The 18,451-nt window shown below is 34.2% G+C and carries 16 protein-coding genes; 10 read left to right on the forward strand and 6 right to left on the reverse strand.

Translation table 11 applies throughout. The features are described from left to right. Nucleotides 1-63: 63 nt before the first annotated feature. The 4 genes from C245_RS0121795 to C245_RS24790 all read right to left on the reverse strand — a co-directional run bounded on the left by C245_RS0121795 (nucleotide 64) and on the right by C245_RS24790 (nucleotide 2,923). Nucleotides 64-1,182, reverse strand: a complete 1,119-nt coding sequence (locus C245_RS0121795) for a GTP cyclohydrolase I (protein WP_017498737.1) — start codon at nucleotides 1,180-1,182, stop codon at nucleotides 64-66. A gap of 118 nt (nucleotides 1,183-1,300) precedes the next feature. Further along, nucleotides 1,301-1,858 carry a hypothetical protein gene (locus tag C245_RS23410; protein WP_051041456.1) on the reverse strand — a complete coding sequence of 186 codons (558 nt, stop codon included), beginning with the start codon at nucleotides 1,856-1,858 and terminating at the stop codon, nucleotides 1,301-1,303. A gap of 88 nt (nucleotides 1,859-1,946) precedes the next feature. Next, on the reverse strand, nucleotides 1,947-2,570 hold the full coding sequence (locus C245_RS24785; RefSeq protein ID WP_369770058.1) for a transporter: 624 nt from the start codon (nucleotides 2,568-2,570) through the stop codon (nucleotides 1,947-1,949). 11 nt (nucleotides 2,571-2,581) lie between these two features. After that, nucleotides 2,582-2,923 carry a transporter gene (locus tag C245_RS24790; RefSeq protein WP_369770057.1) on the reverse strand — a complete coding sequence of 114 codons (342 nt, stop codon included), beginning with the start codon at nucleotides 2,921-2,923 and terminating at the stop codon, nucleotides 2,582-2,584. Nucleotides 2,924-3,012: 89 nt separating this feature from the next. Between C245_RS24790 and C245_RS0121810 the strand changes: the two genes are divergently transcribed. From C245_RS0121810 to C245_RS0121835, 6 genes are all read left to right on the forward strand, one after another. Beyond that, nucleotides 3,013-3,333 carry a DUF4834 family protein gene (locus tag C245_RS0121810; RefSeq protein ID WP_017498738.1) on the forward strand — a complete coding sequence of 107 codons (321 nt, stop codon included), beginning with the start codon at nucleotides 3,013-3,015 and terminating at the stop codon, nucleotides 3,331-3,333. Nucleotides 3,334-3,383: 50 nt separating this feature from the next. After that, a complete protein-coding gene (locus C245_RS0121815; protein ID WP_017498739.1) occupies nucleotides 3,384-5,843 on the forward strand; it encodes a YfhO family protein in 2,460 nt (819 codons plus the stop codon). Nucleotides 5,844-5,906: 63 nt separating this feature from the next. After that, nucleotides 5,907-7,190 carry a glycosyltransferase family 4 protein gene (locus C245_RS0121820; RefSeq protein WP_017498740.1) on the forward strand — a complete coding sequence of 428 codons (1,284 nt, stop codon included), beginning with the start codon at nucleotides 5,907-5,909 and terminating at the stop codon, nucleotides 7,188-7,190. 40 nt (nucleotides 7,191-7,230) lie between these two features. Continuing rightward, complete coding sequence (locus C245_RS0121825; RefSeq protein ID WP_017498741.1) at nucleotides 7,231-8,700, forward strand: lipopolysaccharide biosynthesis protein; 1,470 nt, start codon at nucleotides 7,231-7,233, stop codon at nucleotides 8,698-8,700. Nucleotides 8,701-8,794: 94 nt separating this feature from the next. Further along, entirely contained in the window at nucleotides 8,795-10,447 is a 1,653-nt protein-coding gene (locus tag C245_RS0121830; protein WP_017498742.1) for a mechanosensitive ion channel family protein, read from the forward strand. Nucleotides 10,448-10,738: 291 nt separating this feature from the next. Continuing rightward, nucleotides 10,739-10,987: a hypothetical protein gene (locus C245_RS0121835; RefSeq protein WP_123923492.1), complete on the forward strand. Its 249-nt coding sequence runs from the start codon at nucleotides 10,739-10,741 to the stop codon at nucleotides 10,985-10,987. An 82-nt stretch (nucleotides 10,988-11,069) separates the two neighbouring features. On the opposite strand, the gene uvrA is transcribed toward C245_RS0121835, so the two are convergent. Continuing rightward, entirely contained in the window at nucleotides 11,070-13,865 is a 2,796-nt protein-coding gene (gene uvrA / locus C245_RS0121840; protein ID WP_017498744.1) for an excinuclease ABC subunit UvrA, read from the reverse strand. Between the two features lie 500 nt (nucleotides 13,866-14,365). Between uvrA and C245_RS0121845 the strand changes: the two genes are divergently transcribed. The 3 genes from C245_RS0121845 to C245_RS0121855 all read left to right on the forward strand — a co-directional run bounded on the left by C245_RS0121845 (nucleotide 14,366) and on the right by C245_RS0121855 (nucleotide 16,879). Then, a complete protein-coding gene (locus tag C245_RS0121845; protein WP_017498745.1) occupies nucleotides 14,366-14,950 on the forward strand; it encodes an RNA polymerase sigma factor in 585 nt (194 codons plus the stop codon). Nucleotides 14,951-15,000: 50 nt separating this feature from the next. Beyond that, complete coding sequence (locus C245_RS24435; RefSeq protein ID WP_017498746.1) at nucleotides 15,001-15,144, forward strand: hypothetical protein; 144 nt, start codon at nucleotides 15,001-15,003, stop codon at nucleotides 15,142-15,144. 670 nt (nucleotides 15,145-15,814) lie between these two features. After that, entirely contained in the window at nucleotides 15,815-16,879 is a 1,065-nt protein-coding gene (locus C245_RS0121855; RefSeq protein WP_017498747.1) for a tetratricopeptide repeat protein, read from the forward strand. 17 nt (nucleotides 16,880-16,896) lie between these two features. Here C245_RS0121855 and nth read toward each other — a convergent pair whose 3' ends face one another. Next, the gene (gene nth, locus C245_RS0121860) at nucleotides 16,897-17,553 is read right to left on the reverse strand and encodes an endonuclease III (RefSeq protein WP_017498748.1); all 657 of its coding nucleotides are present in this window, start codon (nucleotides 17,551-17,553) and stop codon (nucleotides 16,897-16,899) included. A gap of 169 nt (nucleotides 17,554-17,722) precedes the next feature. Between nth and bcp the strand changes: the two genes are divergently transcribed. After that, on the forward strand, nucleotides 17,723-18,175 hold the full coding sequence (bcp, locus tag C245_RS0121865) for a thioredoxin-dependent thiol peroxidase (protein WP_017498749.1): 453 nt from the start codon (nucleotides 17,723-17,725) through the stop codon (nucleotides 18,173-18,175). The last annotated feature ends 276 nt before the right edge of the window (nucleotides 18,176-18,451 follow it).

An 18,451-nucleotide genomic window follows, 5' to 3' on the forward strand; every position in this document is an offset into this window, starting at 1 on the left:
TCGTGTAACGAATGGATTTTTTTATGGGTAAAATTGTTAACTGCGATTGATGCTGAAAACTATTTACAAGTATTTTAAATACGTTTTTCTCTGGCAGTGCACTTTTGGGTTAAAGTTTTTCCAAAGTAAATGAATGGCTGTATTGTCAGCTAATTCAGGTGTTCTGATACAATTTTGAATTCCTTTTTCTGAAAAAGTCTTATAATATTCATCAAAAATAATAGCGGTAACTCCTTTGTTTTGATACTCGGGGTGCACCCCAATCAGATAAAAAACAACATCTTTACTCTTTTTACGAGCTCTTAGTAAATGAATAAATCCAAACGGGAATAATTTTCCTTTTGCTTTCTGTAAAGCTTCAGAAAAGCTTGGCATTACAATGCTAAAGGCAACCAGATTATCGTCTTTGTCCACCACAAACTTGATGTATTCCGGATTGATAAAGCTGATGTATTTCTTTTTGAAGTATTCTTTCTGAACATCCGAAATCGCTACAAACGAAGCTAATTTAGCGTATGAATCATTAAACAAATCAAACATTTTGTCTACGTGAGGCATGATGTCTTTTGTTTTGGTAAAAGTCAAGGAGCGTAAGCCATACCTTTTTTTGATGAGTTCTTGTGCTTTAAGGAAAAATTCAGGTTTGACGTTTGAAAAAGGGAAGATGCTTTCGAGGTACTCTTTTTCAACCTGAAAACCCAATTGCTCAAAATGTGTGACATAATAGGGGTGGTTGTACCATGTAATCATAGTTCCCAATTGATCGTAACCATCTGTAAGAACGCCAACTTTGTCCAGATTCGAGAATCCCATCGGACCTTCAACGTGCTCCAGATTGTGTTTTTTTCCCAATTCGTAAACTTTATCCAGCAAGGCCTTAGTGACTTCGATATCGTCTATTGCATCAAACCATCCAAATCGAACTTTTCTTTTATGTTGGTCATTTACCTCAGACCAGTTGATGATAGCCGTAATTCTTCCTACTATTTCATTGTTTCTGTAAGCCAGATAAAAATAGGCTTCGGCATTGTCAAAAGCAGGATTTTTAGTTTTGTCAAATGACTCTAATTCATCTGCCACAATAGGGGGAACCCAGTAGGCATTGTCTTTGTAGATTGTAAACGGAAATTTGATATAGTCAGTTAATTCCTTTTTAGTTATGGCTTCTTTAATTGTAATCATTAAGATTTTCTTTGTTAAGAATGTTGCTTTAAATTAGGTGCTACGATTTAAGAAACGAATATAGCTATCTTTGAAGTAACAAAAAAGAATTGTGTAAAAAAAGCCCTGATTAATAAGGTTAGTGAATCATTTGAAAGTGTAGCCGATTCGAAGATGGAAGGTCTGCAGTAGTATCTGAAAATTTTTCATCCAGATAAAATCTGCGCCCAATTCCAATACCGGCTTCGTAATTGAAATTGGTATTTCCAATATTTCGTCTTATTCCCCATTTAGGAATTAGCGAAACTTGGTTGGGAACAAAGACATTGTCATGATTTGAAATAACAAACCAGTTGGGATAACAGTGAATTTCTAAAGTTATAAAATTGGCGCTATTGTTTGTTTTTTGATTTTTAGCATTCCGTTTATTGATATTGTAATACCACCTTGGTTCCAGTTTAATAACAGGGATTAATGCATATGTAGTAGTACAGCCAGTACATCCACGAAAACCACCATCAAAACCAATTTCGGTTCGTAAACTTATTTGATTGAGTAATCGATGCTCGTTATTGATCCATATTCCCAAAAAGCCGGTTTGTAGGTTGTAAATGTCTTTTTCTACTCCGGTATTTTGGGATTTGGCTGATAAACAGATTAACAGTGATAATAGAAAGGCGTAATTTATCTTTCTCATATTTGAAAATTGGCGTATAATTTTTCAAATATAATTATTTTCCTACATTACAAGAAAAAATAAAGTACTTTTTTTCTTACAATTTTAACTATTCGTATTTCGATTTACGTTTTCGTTCTTTTGCCTGATAATCGATTTCTTTTTGTTCCAGCTCGTTATCTTTATTCTTTTTGGCTCTGTCTTCACGTTTAGTTTGCAGTTGATTTTCTTTGTAACGTCCGTCATAGCGCCAGGAAACCCCAACTCCTCCGTACAATATAGAAGGCGTGTTTTTGAAGTTTGTACTTATAGATGCATCTACCTGAAGGTTCGGATTAATAAGGTAAGCTGCTCCACCACGAACAATGGCATCGCTGTAAAAGTCACTTTTATAGCCTTGATTTTCAACAAAACCGGACCATTTATCGTTAAATCCGCGTGTAAGAGTAAGCACATAGCCGTAGCTCGGGTAGTCTGTTGAAATGTAATCGGCAATAATATTAGTTACGAAAACCCATTTTCCGCCACCAAATAGATTCTGAGTGATCAACATGACTTTTGGAGAAATGCTGGATTGTGGAGAGAAAGAATAAGGATTGTCTTTACCCACAAAATTAGCACCGGCAAATACTGAAACGGCAGGAATTAGCTCGTGCCAGTTAAAGCTACGATTGGCTTTGTAGCTATAGATGTTAGCTTCTTTTTTGTAATTTTTATAGGGATCATAAATCAGATATTTGGCTCCTAAAACCGTTTGTCTGAAATTATTTTTTTATAACTTGTGTATGGTGTGTCAAAATTTTCCATTTGGTACTGTATATCTGCAATAAGTTCCAGTTTTTCTAAAAAAGCACCATAACGAATAGTTATATCTGTACCAAAACCATTGGCGTCATAATCCAGCAGATTGTGTTTTTCTTTGATGCCATATACACCAAGTTCTGCCTGTATAACTGATTTTCCAACAGCATAGGCTGACATCGTTTCGCCAGGACGGTTTGAATTGATGACATCAGTGTACTGTGCAAAAAATAATTGAGGTAATAAACAAAGAGCTGCAGTAAAAAAGTTTTTATTTTTTAACATAAACGTGTTTTTGGATTAAAAAGTAATAACGCATTTCAAATGTACTATATTTTATTATTTATTTAAGATTGATATTTTAATTTTAAACGATGGATTTATTAATTTTGAAAAAAAATTATATGATCATGCAAGAAGCATCTTTTGTAAATCTGATTAAAACGATAATGTGGATCGTTGCGTTTTATTATATTTTTAAATTTTTAGCACGAATCTTTTTGCCGGTATTGGTAAAAAAAGCAGTAGAAAAAGCTGGAGAGAATTTTCAAAGACAACAACAATATAGTCAGGGTAATACATGGCAAAAAACACGTACGAATAATGATGAAATTATTATCGATACATCCAATGCAAAAAAAACTCGTGAAACCAAAAAGGTTGGCGATTATGTTGATTACGAAGAAATAGATTAAATTTGTGACCTAATTTATAGGATTCATCATTTAACCCAAACCAGCCTAAATTGAAAATAGTAAATAAGTTCTATCCGCATGCCCTTGTTATCCTGGGCTTTATCCTCGTTTCTTTAATTTATTTTTACCCGGTTTTACAAGGAAAACAAATTTTCCAGTCGGATATTGCTCAATATACCGGAATGGCTAAAGAGCAAAACGATTTTAGAGCTGCAGAACATTCTGAACCTTATTGGACAAATTCTGCGTTTGGAGGTATGCCAACTTATCAGTTGGGAGCTAATTATCCCAATGATTTTGTGGGTAAATTAGACGATGCTTTGCGTTTTCTTCCTCGTCCTGCCGATTATTTATTTTTATATTTCTTAGGCTTTTACGGACTGTTGTTGGTTTTAAAAACTGATCCTTTAAAAGCATTTATAGGGGCGATTGCCTTTGGTTTTTCGACTTATCTGATTATCATTCTAGGTGTTGGACATAATGCAAAAGCACATGCTATTGCCTATATGCCGCTTGTTATCGCCGGATTCATACTCGTTTTCCAGAAAAAGTATATTTGGGGAGGTCTGCTCACCATGTTTGCGGTTGCATTAGAAGTTAATGCCAACCACTTTCAAATGACGTATTATTTATTGATTTTCTTATTGATACTTTCAGCTTATTTTGCTTTTAATTTTATCAAAGAAAAAGAATATAAATCGCTTTTAACGGCTATTGGTGTTTTGGCCGTAGCCGGAATTTTTGCTATTGGAGCCAATGCCACTAATTTGTTGGCAACCAGTGAATATGCTAAATTTAGTACCCGTAGCAACAGTGAATTAACTTTTAATCCTGATGGTTCTAAAAAGACCAATGAAAATGCACTAAGCCGTGAATATATTACGGAATACAGTTACGGAATTGCTGAAAGTTTTAACTTGATTGCTCCAAGACTTTTTGGTGGTTCAAATCATGAAAATGTAGGGACCGACAGCCGTATGTATTCTTTCATGATTGAACAGGGAGTACCGTCAGAGCAGGCACAGGATTTTGTGTCAGGAATGCCAACGTATTGGGGAGATCAGCCTATAGTAGCAGCTCCGGCTTATATTGGAGTTGTGGTTTTCTTTTTAGCAGTTTTAGCTTTATTTATTGACGATCGAAAAATAAAATATGTGTTTTTTACAGGAGCATTAGTATCGCTAATACTTTCCTGGGGGAAAAACTTCGCATTACTGACAGACTTCTTTATCGATTACGTTCCAATGTATGATAAGTTTAGAGCGGTGTCATCGATTCAGGTTATTCTTGAATTGTGTTTTCCTGTTCTGGCTGTTATGGGATTACAATCGTTTTTTAAAGCTAAAGAAGAGCCTAAATTACAGCAGAAAGCGCTTGTGCAGACAGGAGTTTTTGGATTGGGTGTTATTTTGATTTTAGTATTCGCTAAAAGCATGTTTCATTTTACAGGTAGCAGTGATAATTATTTCTTAGAAAGTTACGGCCCCGCTTTTGTAGATGCCTTGAAAGAAGACAGAAAGAGTTTGTATTCCGCTGATTTATTGCGATCGGGCTTTTTTATCGTGATTACTTTTGGAATCCTTTGGTTGTTCATCAAAAATAAACTGGCTCAGAATACTACTTTGATTATCGTTGGTCTTTTGATGATTTTTGATTTATTTTTTGTAGATAAAAAATATGTATCAGCCAAAGATTTTGTGAGCCCGGTACAAATTGCCGCGCCATTTCAGGAAACACCTTCTGATGCTCAGATTTTAAAAGATACTACACATTACAGAGTTTTTGAAGTAAGCGGAAACATGTCAAGTGCACGTGCTTCTTATTTTCACCATTCTTTAGGCGGATACCATGCCGCAAAACCAAGAAGAATACAGCAGCTTTTTGACTATCAGATTGCAAAAAACAATGTCGAAGTCTTAGACATGTTGAATGTAAAATACATCATCCAAACGGATAAAGAAGGAAAAGAATTTCCAACAGTAAATCCAAATGCTAATGGAAATGCATGGTTTGTAAGTACTGTAAAATTGGTGAATAAACCGGATGATGTAATGAAAGCATTGGATCATATTGATACTAAGACGGTAGCGGTGTTCAACGTTCGTGAACATGAAGGTAAATTTAGAAATGCCCGAATGAAAAAACAGTGGGACACTACAGGGACTATTCAGGTAGTACAGTACAAGCCTAACTACATTAAATACAAATCAAACAACGGAAAAGATGGCTTGGCTGTTTTTTCTGAGATCTATTATAAGAATGGATGGAATGCCTATATTGATGGTAAACTTACGGATCATTTCCCTGTAGATTATGTTTTAAGAGCTATGGAAATTCCGGGTGGCGAACATACTATCGAATTTAAATTTGAACCGCAGGTTGTTAAAACAGGAAGTGTAATTACATTGGTAAGTTGCATTGGAATGTTTCTGCTTTTGATTGGCGGAGTTTATTTCGAAAAGTTCTTCCGCAAAGATTCACAAAGAAATCACGGAGATACGCTAAAATAAATTAAAGATCTTTGTGAGGCTTGGTGAAAACTTGGTGAATCTCTGTGAAATGAATGAAATCTGATGGAACAAAAAAAACTCTTAATCATTACCTATTATTTTCCACCGGCTGGAGGACCAGGTGTACAGCGTTGGTTAAAATTTGTAAAATATTTACCCGAATTTGGCATACAGCCAATAGTTTATGTTCCTGAAAACCCAACCTACCCAATTGTTGATCAAGGATTGGTTAGTGAGATTTCCGATAAAGTAATTGTTCTTAAAAATAAAATCTGGGAGCCGTATCAGCTGGCTTCTGTTTTTTCGAAGAATAAAACTAAGAAAATTAGTTCGGGAATTTTTCCGCACAAGAAGAAACAAACCTTTTTAGATAAAACTTTTCTTTGGGTTCGTGGTAATTTATTTATTCCGGATGCCCGTGTTTTTTGGGTAAAACCTTCAGTGGCTTATTTAGAAAAGTATATCAAAGAAAATAATATTGACACCATTGTTACTTCGGGGCCGCCGCACAGTTTGCATTTGATTGGTTTAGAACTAAAAGAGAAACTGAATGTAAAATGGTTTGCCGATTTCCGTGATCCATGGACTACAATTGGATATCACAAAGCATTGCGTTTATCGGCTTATGCCGCCAAAAAGCATAAAAACCTCGAACATAAAGTGCTTAATAGTGCCGACACTATTATTGTCACAAGTAAAACTACGAAAGTGGAGTTTGAGGCCATTACCAACAAACCAATTTCGGTGATTACCAATGGTTATGACATTGAAAATGTAGAGAAACAAACCTTAGATACAAAATTTACTTTGGCGCATATCGGATCTTTTTTATCCGATCGAAATCCTCAATTTTTATGGGGATGTCTGGTAGAATTGCTTCAGGAAGTTCCTGATTTTAAGTCACATTTAGAAATTAAATTAATTGGAGCAGTAAGTCAGGAGGTATTGGATGCTATCACTGAATTTGATTTGAAAAATTATTTGAATCTTTTAGGATATGTTTCGCATCATGAAGCGATAGCACACCAAAAGAAATCGCAGGTTTTGCTTTTAATCGAAATTAATTCCGAGGATACCAAAAGTATAATTCCGGGTAAATTATTCGAATATATGGTGTCCAATCGTCCAATAATAGCCATAGGACCTCAGGGTTCTGATTTTGCCGATATCATAAAAGAAACCAATACAGGAGTATTTTTTGATTATTCTGAAAAAGCGAAGTTAAAAAGCGTAATTTTGGACTTTTATAATCAGTTTTTAGAAGGGAAACTACAGGCCAATGGTGTTGGTTTACAACAATATTCCAGAAAGAATCTAACCAGGCAATTAGCACAGTTGATTAACTAAGCTAATCTGCAATCTAAAATCTAAATTCAGAAATCCAAAAATGGGTATTGTTTTAAATCAGTCTTTCAAAAATACAATTATCACCTACATAGGTTTCGGTATTGGAGCCATTAATACACTCTATTTGTACCCGGTTTTTCTTGGGGCTACTTATTATGCTTTAACGAATTATATTCTTTCGGCCGCAAATGTGATTATGCCTTTGTTTGCTATCGGAATGCAAAATACGCTGGTCAAATTTTATTCACAGTATAAAACAGAAGATGAGAGAGAGCAATTTTTATCGTTTACGGCACTGTTTCCGGTCTTGATGTGTATTCCGTTGGGAATCATTGGGATTTTCTTTTTTGACGATATTACGGCTTTTGTTTCAAAGAAAAATCCGGTTGTAAAAGAATTTATGTTGTTGATTCCGTTTATTGGAATTTGTATGGCTTATTTCGAAATTTTTTATGCGTGGGCAAGAGTTCACATGCATTCTGTTTTTGGAAATTTTATTAAAGAAGTTGGATTACGATTGGTTTCGTCTATTGCGTTAGTTGGTTTGTACTTTCATTGGATGACACTTGTGCAGTTTGTGTACGTTACTGCGGCTATATATTTTGTTGCGTTTTTGGTAACCATGTTCTACGCATTTTACATTAAGAGACCTAATTTCCAGATTACAATTCCGGAAAATGTAAAGAGTGTAATGGAGTATACTTTTTATATCATTTTGTCAGGGAGTGTAGCTAATTTACTTTTGGATGGAGATAAGATTATGCTCAACCAGTATATGGAGATTAAGAATATTGCATATTATTCTGTTGCGACTTACATTGCTTTGGTAATTTCGGTTCCAAGCAGAGCCATGCATCAGATTGTGTATCCTATTACGGCTAAGCTGATGCACGATAATAAACATGATGAATTGAATATTCTTTACAAAAAAACATCTATAAACCTGCAAATTGTAGGTGGTTTTGTGATGTTGTGCATCTTTGTAAATATATCTCAATTGTATGAAATCGTTCCTAAAGAGTACAGAGGCGGAGTTCCGGTTGTTTTTATGATTGGATTGTCTAAATATTTTGATTTGATTTTAGGAAATAATAATGCCATTATTTTTAATACAAAATATTACCGTACCGTCCTGTTTTTAGGTTTGGCTTTAGTGGGGCTGACCTTTATTTTAAATGTGATTTTTATACCGCATTATGGTATTATGGGATCGGCATTTGCAACTTTATTGTCAATTACTTTCTATAGTTTGGCTAAATTGCTTTTTGTGGTTAAGAAACTTCATCTTTATCCTTTTACGAAACAGAATTTATACTCATTGGGAGTAACGACAGCGATATTTTTACTTTTTTATTTTTGGGAATTTCCGGTTTATCCGTTGATTGGAATTGCCTTAAAGTCAGTTTTAGTAACCGTTTTATATGTTTATCTTAACTATAAGTTCAATATTTCTCCTGATATCAATAAAGTAATCGATACTGTTTTAAAAAAGATAGGAATTAAAATTTAGTATATTTCTAAAAAGGAGCAAAAGTAATTTACAATTGAAGCTGTTTTGTCTTTATATTTGTTAGAAAGGTTAACTAACTTATTGCTGACAGTATATGAAAAATAATATAGTTTGTTTTTTAGCGCTTTTTATTACTTTGTTTTCTTCTGCTACTTTTGCTCAGAAAGACAGTTCTCAAACATCGAAAACGACTGTTAAAGAATTAAAAACAAAAGGATATCCCGTAAAACCGTTTAAAGACACACTTTTTTATGTGTACCATAAAGTAGGTTCTTTTTCGCCCGAAAACAGAGCAAATGCAATTACAGAAAAGATCAGAAAATTATATGAGGATTCATTCTTTATAGCTGATTCGATTTCGGTTGTACCTTCAGATATTTCCCAGGACATTGTTTATAAGAATGATTTTGTCATCATGTCTGTTTTAGATGTAGATGCAAAAGCAGAGAATCAAACCGCAGATTTCATCGCAAAGCGAAATTTAAACCTGATTAAAAGAGCGATTGTGTATCAGAATGACAATTACTCCATGCTTCCGAAAAGATTAGGATATACAGCATTACTGGTTTTAATTATTGGATTTGTTTTGTACTTTGTGGGTAAATTATTCAACAAGGTAAAGCTGTACATTCTAAAAAATAGCGACCGACATTTTAAAGGATTCAAGTATAATAATATCAATATCCTCTCACCTCAAAAACAGCAGTTTTTGCTCATGCGATTGTATAGTGCTATTAAGGTAATAACACTTATTTTAATAGTATATCTTTCATTACCATTATTATTCAGTATTTTTCCTGCTACCGAAGCTTATACAACTACTTTGCTGCGTTGGATTCTTTCGCCTGCAAAACTTGCAGTAATGGGATTTGTGGGTTTTCTGCCAAGTTTAGTCACTATAGTGGTTATCATTGTTATTTTTAAATATTCCATAAGAGTGATCAAATTCTTTTTTGATGAGATAAAAAAAGAGAATATTAAAATTGATGGCTTTTATAGCGATTGGGCAATGCCCACTTTTAATATCATTCGTTTTCTGATGCTTGCTTTCATGCTGGTGGTTATATTTCCGTATTTGCCAGGATCGGATTCTCCAATATTTAAAGGTGTTTCGGTATTTGTAGGGGTTTTATTTTCTTTGGGTTCTTCTAATGCGATTGCTAATATGGTGGCGGGTTTGGTGATTACCTATATGCGTCCGTTTAAGATTGGTGATTTTATAAAAATTGGCGATGTTAGCGGAGAGGTGATTGAAAAAACGGCTTTAGTTACTCGTGTCAGAACACCTAAATTTGAGGATATCACGATTCCTAATGCAACTGTTTTATCAAGTACTTCAACCAATTATTCAGCGAATACAAAACATGCTAATAATGGTTTATTGATTCATACTACCGTTACGATTGGGTATGATGTTCCTTATAAAGATATTTATAAAGCATTGATTGAAGCTGCTCTAAAAACGGAAATGGTCGAGCAGACACCATCTCCTTTCGTTCTGCAAACGAGCCTGGATGACTTTTATGTTTCCTATCAGATCAACGTTTACACCAAAGAGCCAACCAAACAACCCAGAATTTATTCGTCTTTGCATCAAAACATTCAGGATTCGTTTAATGCTGCCGGAATAGAAATCATGTCTCCACATTACGGAGCACTTCGTGATGGTAACGCCACTACAATTCCTGCGAATTATCTGAATAATGACTATCAGGCACCTCCTTTTAATGTTAAGAATAAAGGGTAAAGTGTTGAAGTTCTGTAAGTAATCTTAAAATTTTAACAGTCTTTTGTTTTGTGGTTTATTTTATAAAAATTAACTTTAGCTAAGAATATGGCAATACTTTTTGTTTTAGGGTAAAAATATCTTATGAAAAGCAGACAATAAAAGTACATGTTATAGTGTTTATTTAAATTAGAATGTTTTTAGAATTTAAAATTGTGAAGTAATTGTAGTAGTATTTGGATTAATTTTTAAGGAATTATTATGAAGAACGGCCAACTCAGTCAGGAACAAAGCTTGCAAGTATTTTCTAATATGATATCAAATAAAGTGCAAAATGGATTTACGCTGGAGGAAAGGAACGATGAATTGCTTTTTGCGGTTTTGAGTAAAGGAGGAAAAGTAGTAAACCACAGTTTAAATTTTATGATTTTTTGCCTTACCCTGGGATTGTGGTCGTTTGCATGGCTTTATCTGACAATAGAAGCCACAAAGCAAAAGAAAATATTAGTTGCCATTGATGAAGATGGTTTTCCTTTTGAAGAAAAATGTTTAGTGGCATAGCAGCTTAAATAGCAAGTAAAAAAAATCCAAATTTCAATTATAGTATTGAGATTTGGATTTTTTATTGAAATTTTTGCTAAGGTTAAAGTTTGTCTTTCAGGTAGACTCCAGTAACCGACTCTTTTACTTTTACAATGTCTTCTGGAGTTCCTGCAGCTAGTAGATGACCGCCATTTTCACCACCTTCCGGTCCCAGATCAATAATCCAGTCAGCACATTTTATAAGATCAAGATTATGTTCGATGACAATTATAGAATGACCTTTTTCAATTAAGGCATCAAAGGAAGTCATTAATTTTTTAATGTCATGGAAATGCAAGCCGGTTGTTGGCTCATCAAAAACAAATAAGGCTTTATCTTTCGTAGCTCCTTTGACTAAAAAGGAAGCCAGTTTAATACGCTGTGCTTCACCACCGGAAAGAGTAGAAGAGGATTGTCCTAACTGTACATATCCTAACCCTACATCCTGCAAGGGCTGTAGCTTTTGAGTAATTTTGGATTGTTTATTTTTGTCGAAAAAGGCAATCGCATCATCGATAGTCATGGTCAGAATATCGTTGATGTTTTTTTCATCGAAATTAATTTCTAAAATCTCTTTTTTGAAACGTTTTCCTCCACAGGTTTCACACGGTAGCGAAACATCGGCCATAAAGACCATCTCAACGTTTATAGCCCCTTCTCCTTTGCACGTTTCACAACGGCCGCCATCGACGTTAAAAGAGAAGTGTTTGGCCTGATATCCTCTTACTTTAGAGAGTTTTTCTTTAGCATACAAGTCCCGAATATCATCGTAGGCTTTGATATAAGTGACTGGATTGGATCTTGAACTTCTTCCAATTGGGTTCTGATCGACATATTCGATATGTTTGATTTGTGAAAACGAACCTTTTAGTTCACTAAACTGACCTGCTTTTTCAGCAGCACTGTCCAGTTTTTTCTGCATGGCAGGGAACAATATCTTTTTAATCAATGTACTTTTTCCACTTCCGGAAACTCCGGTAATGACGGTTAAAACGTCTAAAGGAAAAGTAACATTGATATTTTTTAAATTGTTCTCTCTTGCTCCTACAATATCAATATGGTTTTTGAATTTACGTCTTCTTTTCGGAACAGAAATTTCTAAATCACCGTTTAGGTATTGGGCGGTTAGTGAATCTGATTTCAGGATTTCTTTATACGTACCCTGAGCGACCAGTTTTCCACCAAATGTACCCGCTTCGGGACCAATATCAATAATCATATCGGCGGCTTTCATAATATCTTCGTCGTGCTCAACTACAATTACGGTATTGCCCAGATCACGAAGTGACAATAGAACTTTAATTAATCTTTCAGAATCTTTTGGGTGCAGACCAATACTGGGTTCATCCAGAATGTACATAGATCCAACTAAGCTGCTTCCCAAAGAAGTAGCAAGATTGATACGTTGTGATTCACCACCCGAAAGTGTTGCCGAATTTCGATTTAAAGTCAGGTAATCTAAACCAACTTCAGTTAAAAAAGACAAACGATTGTTGATTTCGACCATTAATCGTTTTGCAATTTGCTGTTCGTAAACATTAAGATCGATGTTTTTGAAAAAAGTAACTAAATGTTTGATGGGCAAATCGACTAAATCTGAGACCGTTTTGCCGTTTATTTTTACATAAGATGCTTCTTCGCGCAAGCGTTTGCCACGGCAGGCATGACATTTTGTTTTTCCACGGTAACGGGATAACATTACACGGTTCTGGATTTTATAGTTTTTCTCTTCAAGTTCTTTAAAAAAATCATTTAGACCTTGAAAATACTGGTTTCCTTTCCAGATTAAATCTTTCTGTTCTTCTGAAAGTTCGAAGAAAGGTTTGTGAATAGGAAAATCAAATTTATAAGCGTGTTTTACCAGTTCGTCTTTGTACCAGCTCATGCTTTCGCCTCTCCAGGGGTAAATGGCGCTTTCGAAAACGGACAGAGAAGTATTTGGAATCACTAAATCAGCATCGATACCAATAATATTTCCGTAGCCTTCACAAACCGGGCAGGCTCCGTAGGGGTTATTGAAACTGAACAAATGTACGTTAGGCTCTAAAAAAGTAATTCCGTCAAGCTCAAAATTATTCGAGTAAGAGAATTTTTTATCGGAGTTCAGTTCTTGTAAATAACAAATGCCTTTTCCTTCAAAAAAAGCGGTCTGTACTGCATCGGCCAGACGATTGTAGAATTCTTCTTCTTCTTTAACCACAATTCGGTCGATAATCAATAGAATGTCTTTATTGTCTAATTGATGAAGATCTGTTGGTGAAAAATCATCCAGACGAACCATTTCGTTATGAACCAAAATACGTGCAAAACCTTGTTGAAGCAACACTTTCAGTTTGTCTTCCAGCTGTCTGCCTTCTTCAAGATGAATAGGGGCAAGGAGGAGCCATTTACTTTCTAATTCTAACGTTTTTACATCGGTAATTACATCGGTAACGGAATTTTTTTTGACTTCCTGGCCTGAAATCGGAGAATAGGTACGACCAATTCGGGCATAAAGCAATTTCATATAATCGTAAATCTCCGTTGAAGTCCCCACAGTAGAACGCGCATTGGTAGTGTTTACCTTTTGCTCAATAGCAATGGCAGGCGCAATACCTTTAATGTATTCTACTTTTGGCTTGTCCAGACGTCCCAAAAACTGACGCGCATACGAAGATAAGCTTTCGACATAACGACGCTGTCCTTCGGCATATAAGGTATCGAATGCAAGACTCGACTTACCTGATCCTGAAAGGCCTGTAATAACAACTAATTTATTTCGGGGTATCGCCACATCTACATTTTTTAAATTATGTACCTGTGCGCCTTTAATGATAATATTATGTTTTGGGTCGAGTGTCGAAAGATCAATTTGCATAAAAAAAGTCAATTTCTACAAAAGTAATCAATTTTGATTTCAATTTTGTTAATCAGATTGTTCCAAATTCTAACAGAATTGTGATTAAGAGATTGGATAGATTAAGAGTTAAATGCGATCAGATCAGTGTGAGAAAAAGAATGAATATAATTGGAGAAAAATAGCGGATCAAATTCTTATTCTAAATTAAAAATAGACAAATCGTTTTAAGGTTGCACAAATGCTCGCTTTTCTGTTTTTTAATTGTGTTTTTTCATGTTAAAATAGTGTCGAATTGGGTTTGACTTGATCTAAAAGGAGACAAAAATGAAATGTGTCCTGCAATAATTAACAATTTATTGTTAATTATTCGTCTTTTTGTTTGCTTTTTAAAATATTAATTTGTTAAATTTGATCAAAATATTAACACTAGTCCATAACTCAAAAGCCACGCCTATAAAATAAAACTACTTTTTATAAAATTACTCCAAATTTTAAATAGAAACTAAAAAAGTAGTATTATGGCTGATGTGCATATTCCTGACGCTCTATTGGTAAAAAATTATGTTGAAGGCAACGAAAATGCTCTTGCAACATTAATTAAAAGGCACGAGTCTAAGATATATGGATTTATATATTCAAAGATTGCGGATAGAGATATTTCAAATGATATTTTTCAAGACACTTTCATTAAGGTAATCAAAACCTTAAAAAGTAATTCCTATAATGAAGAAGGTAAATTTTTGCCTTGGGTGATGCGTATTTCCCATAATCTGATTGTGGATCACTTTCGTAAAACCAAAAAGATGCCAATGTACAGAGAAACAGAAGAGTTTTCGATATTCTCTGTCATGTCTGATGATTCTTTGACTATTGAGAATAAAATGATTTTTGATCAGGTCGAGGTTGATTTAAAAAGAATCATCGAAGAGTTGCCTGAAGATCAGAAAGAGGTATTGGTGATGCGTATGTATCAGGACATGAGTTTTAAGGAAATTTCAGAGCTTACAGATGTGAGTATCAATACAGCATTGGGAAGAATGCGATATGCTTTGATGAATTTGAGAAAAATAATTGATAAACATCAAATTATTTTAACCAACTAATACTAATTCAGGTATTGCTTCGTTATACTAGTATAAAACGTTTTGATGGTATGGCGAAAATTTACTCTAAAAAAGCATTAGCTTCTAAAGATTTAAAACCTAAAAAAGAAGTTATTTCTTTTTTACTTAGTTATTCACAAGCCTTGAAAGTTGTGAAAATTGAAGATAAGAGTTTTGAAATTATAGCTAATTAAACAGCCCACTACATTTGTCGGATGTTTGTTTCGAAAGAAAAACCAGATGGTCGTTCTGGTTGAAAGCTCACTATTTGCATGTAAAGGCAGGTAGTGAGTTTTTTTTGCTTCAGTTGGTCCGCGGCAAAGAATTGGAAGAATTCTTTTGCGTTTAAAATCAGTAATTTTTTACAAAACCTAACTTATGCTAAGAGTCAGATATTCAGGTTGGAAAGCTTTGTATTTTGGCTAGTGTCTTCTGATTGATGTAAAAAGAAGTCTTCAGATTTTGGATGGGTAATTTGTTAAATTTCTATGTTTTGTTTGATTTTCATTTATTTATTTTATATTTAGCTTTATTATAGTTAAAAAGCGGATTTTTATTCAATGAATTTGCTCTATATAGATGATTTGTGTATTAAAAACCTTTCAATATATAGAAAAGTTCATTTAAGAGGATTCTTTTATAAGTCTAACCAAAAACCAAAAAATTGATGAAGAAAAACTACCCACACTTTGTTTCGTTTGTTGTTTCTCCTGGTATTTTGTAAAGAATAGCAAGAATGATGAGTTCTTGTCAGGTATTTAAACGGATGTTGTAATAATCTTTACTGCTTTCGTTTGGATGTTCTTGACATTGCCTCATTTTGGATTACCCTAAAATCTTTTAAACAACTAAACCAAACCGAAAATGAAAAAGAACCTAAAAATAGTATCATTATTCCTGATGATAAGTATTGGAGCGTTTGCTCAAAAAGAAGAATTAAAAGTGGCACAATCTTATTATGCTAAAGGGAAAAACCAGGAAGCATTAGCCGTTTTGAAAAAAATAGAATATCAGATATTAAATGCACCGGACGAGGTAAAGACGGATTATTTTTTTACAAAAGGTAATGTTTATAAGGATCTTGCAACTAAAAATGTCGATGCTGCAAGTAATTTTGCATTGGCATCAGCAGCTTATCAGGATGTATTATTGTATGAAAATGAATCCCGAAATTATAAGTATGCTTTTAAAGCGAGTTCTGCTTTGAAAGAAATGAAGTCAAAATTGGTCGATGGTGCGTACAATGATTATAAAATTGGAAAATTTAAAGAAAGTGCCGATAAGAGTTACGAAGTGTATTTGTTTGATAAAAAAGACACCCTAAACTTGTTCAATGCGGCCTCTTCTTCTTTAGCAGGTAAGGATTACAATGCTGCCATAAAGTATTTTGAGGAGCTAAAAAAAATAAACTATTCCGGAAAAGGGATGGTTTTTTATGCTACAAATAAAAAAACAAAGCAAGAAGAAGTATTTATTTCGATGAGTGCAAGAGAATCTAGTATTAATGAAGGTTTATATGAAAAACCAAGAAATTTTAATCCGCCTTCTAAGAAAGAAGAGATTCTGGTTTCTTTAGGCTTTTCTTATCTGGAGAGAAATGATTTTCGCAATGCGGAGAAATACTATGAAGATGGATTAAAAGTGAACCAGGATTGTCTTACCTGTTGCTTAAATCTGGCTTATGTTAAGGTGCAGTTTAGAAAAGAAATCCAGGATCAGATGTCATCATTGGGTACCAGTGCTAATGAAATGAAACAATTTGATAAATTGGATGCTCAGAAGGACGAGGTGGTAAAAAGTGCTATTCCGTATCTTAAAAAAGCACTTGTGATTGAGCCTAAAAATGAAAATGCTGTAAAATCGCTCTTAGGTATTTACAGATCGTTGAATATGACAAAAGAATACAATGCTCTTAAAGGAAGCATGTAAAAATAAAAAAGAAGCTGCTAAACTTTCTTTTTAGCAGCTTCTTCTAATATCGATTTTTTACCAACAGTTCTGGTAATAATATCTTTTTCTAAATCCCATCCTCTTGCCGGGGAATATTCACGTCCGTACCAGATAATCTGTAGGTGCAGGTCATTCCATAATTCTTTAGGAAATAATCTTTTAGCATCTTTTTCCGTCTGCACTACATTTTTTCCGTTCGAAAGATTCCATCGGTACATTAATCGGTGAATGTGAGTGTCAACCGGAAAGGCAGGAACACCAAAAGCCTGTGACATTACTACACTTGCTGTTTTATGTCCAACTGCCGGCAAAGCTTCCAAAGCTTCAAAATCTTGAGGGACTTCACCATTGTGTTTGTCGATCAGAATATGTGATAATCCGTGAATTCCTTTAGATTTCATTGGAGATAAACCGCAAGGACGAATAATTTCTTTAATTTCCTCAACCGACATTTTAATCATGTCATATGGATTATCTGCTTTTGCGAAAAGTATAGGAGTAATTTGGTTTACACGAACGTCAGTGCATTGTGCCGAAAGCAAAACGGCAATTAATAACGTGTAGGGGTCTTTATGGTCTAATGGTACAGGTATAGTGGGGTAGAGTTCTTTTAACGTATTTATAACAAATGTTACTCGAGCTTCTTTATTCATTTCCGTAAATTTAATCCCGTAAAAATAGTATTATTTTAATTGTGAATTGTAAAATGTACATTGTAAAATGTGATAGGTGAATGGTTGATTATGGGGAATGAATTATTTTTAAGTTGCAATCTAACAATCGAATAATCTAAGAAGTCTAACAATCTAATAATCTAAATAAATGGTAACATTACAAAAAGGCGATAAAGCACCAAATTTCTCAGGAGTAGATCAGGATGGGAAGGCGCATAAACTGGCAGATTATGTCGGAAAGAAGTTGGTTGTTTTCTTTTATCCGAAGGCAAGTACTCCCGGATGTACAGCTGAAGCTTGTGATTTAAGAGACAATTTTGAGCGTTTTAAAGCGAATAATTACGAACTTCTGGGTGTTAGTGCTGACAGTCAGAAAGCACAATTAAAATTTAAAGATAAGTACGAGTTTCCTTTTCCGTTATTGGCAGACGAAGATAAATCTGTAATTAATGCCTTTGGGGTTTGGGGACCTAAGAAGTTTATGGGAAAAGAGTATGACGGAATCCACAGAACGACTTTTGTTATAGATGAAAACGGAATTATTGAAGAGGTAATCGAAAAAGTAAAAACGAAAGAACACGCTGCACAGATTTTGAAGTAAGGTTTTTCTGTTTCAGGTTTCAGGTTTTAAGTTTGAGTTTGAAATCTTAGTTTAGAATTGTTTACCGCAAAGCACGCTAAGTCTTTATACGCAAAGTTCGCAAAGCTTCATACTGAATAAATTTTGCCAACTTTGTTTTTTTATTTTATACGCAACACACATGTTATTTTTAGCATGCTTTGCGGTAAAATTTTGTTCGGACCAAAACCTGAAACAAAGAAAACCTGAAACAAAGAAAACCTGAAACAAAGAAAATTTGAAACAAAAAAAAGTCAC

Origin of the sequence: Flavobacterium sp. WG21, assembly GCF_000335775.1 — a bacterium.
GTDB classification, from domain to species: domain Bacteria; phylum Bacteroidota; class Bacteroidia; order Flavobacteriales; family Flavobacteriaceae; genus Flavobacterium; species Flavobacterium tructae.

What these genes read in the sequence shown, in the direction of transcription:
- C245_RS0121845 (WP_017498745.1), top strand. Translation starts at nt 14,366, where the DNA reads ATGGCTGATGTGCATATTCCTGACGCTCTATTGGTAAAAAATTATGTT.
- C245_RS0121825 (WP_017498741.1), top strand. Translation starts at nt 7,231, where the DNA reads ATGGGTATTGTTTTAAATCAGTCTTTCAAAAATACAATTATCACCTAC.
- C245_RS24790 (WP_369770057.1), bottom strand. Translation starts at nt 2,923, where the DNA reads ATGTTAAAAAATAAAAACTTTTTTACTGCAGCTCTTTGTTTATTACCT.
- C245_RS24435 (WP_017498746.1), top strand. Translation starts at nt 15,001, where the DNA reads ATGGCGAAAATTTACTCTAAAAAAGCATTAGCTTCTAAAGATTTAAAA.
- C245_RS0121835 (WP_123923492.1), top strand. Translation starts at nt 10,739, where the DNA reads ATGATATCAAATAAAGTGCAAAATGGATTTACGCTGGAGGAAAGGAAC.
- C245_RS23410 (WP_051041456.1), bottom strand. Translation starts at nt 1,858, where the DNA reads ATGAGAAAGATAAATTACGCCTTTCTATTATCACTGTTAATCTGTTTA.
- C245_RS0121830 (WP_017498742.1), top strand. Translation starts at nt 8,795, where the DNA reads ATGAAAAATAATATAGTTTGTTTTTTAGCGCTTTTTATTACTTTGTTT.
- uvrA (WP_017498744.1), bottom strand. Translation starts at nt 13,865, where the DNA reads ATGCAAATTGATCTTTCGACACTCGACCCAAAACATAATATTATCATT.
- C245_RS0121855 (WP_017498747.1), top strand. Translation starts at nt 15,815, where the DNA reads ATGAAAAAGAACCTAAAAATAGTATCATTATTCCTGATGATAAGTATT.
- bcp (WP_017498749.1), top strand. Translation starts at nt 17,723, where the DNA reads ATGGTAACATTACAAAAAGGCGATAAAGCACCAAATTTCTCAGGAGTA.
- C245_RS0121820 (WP_017498740.1), top strand. Translation starts at nt 5,907, where the DNA reads ATGGAACAAAAAAAACTCTTAATCATTACCTATTATTTTCCACCGGCT.
- nth (WP_017498748.1), bottom strand. Translation starts at nt 17,553, where the DNA reads ATGAATAAAGAAGCTCGAGTAACATTTGTTATAAATACGTTAAAAGAA.
- C245_RS0121795 (WP_017498737.1), bottom strand. Translation starts at nt 1,182, where the DNA reads ATGATTACAATTAAAGAAGCCATAACTAAAAAGGAATTAACTGACTAT.
- C245_RS0121810 (WP_017498738.1), top strand. Translation starts at nt 3,013, where the DNA reads ATGGATTTATTAATTTTGAAAAAAAATTATATGATCATGCAAGAAGCA.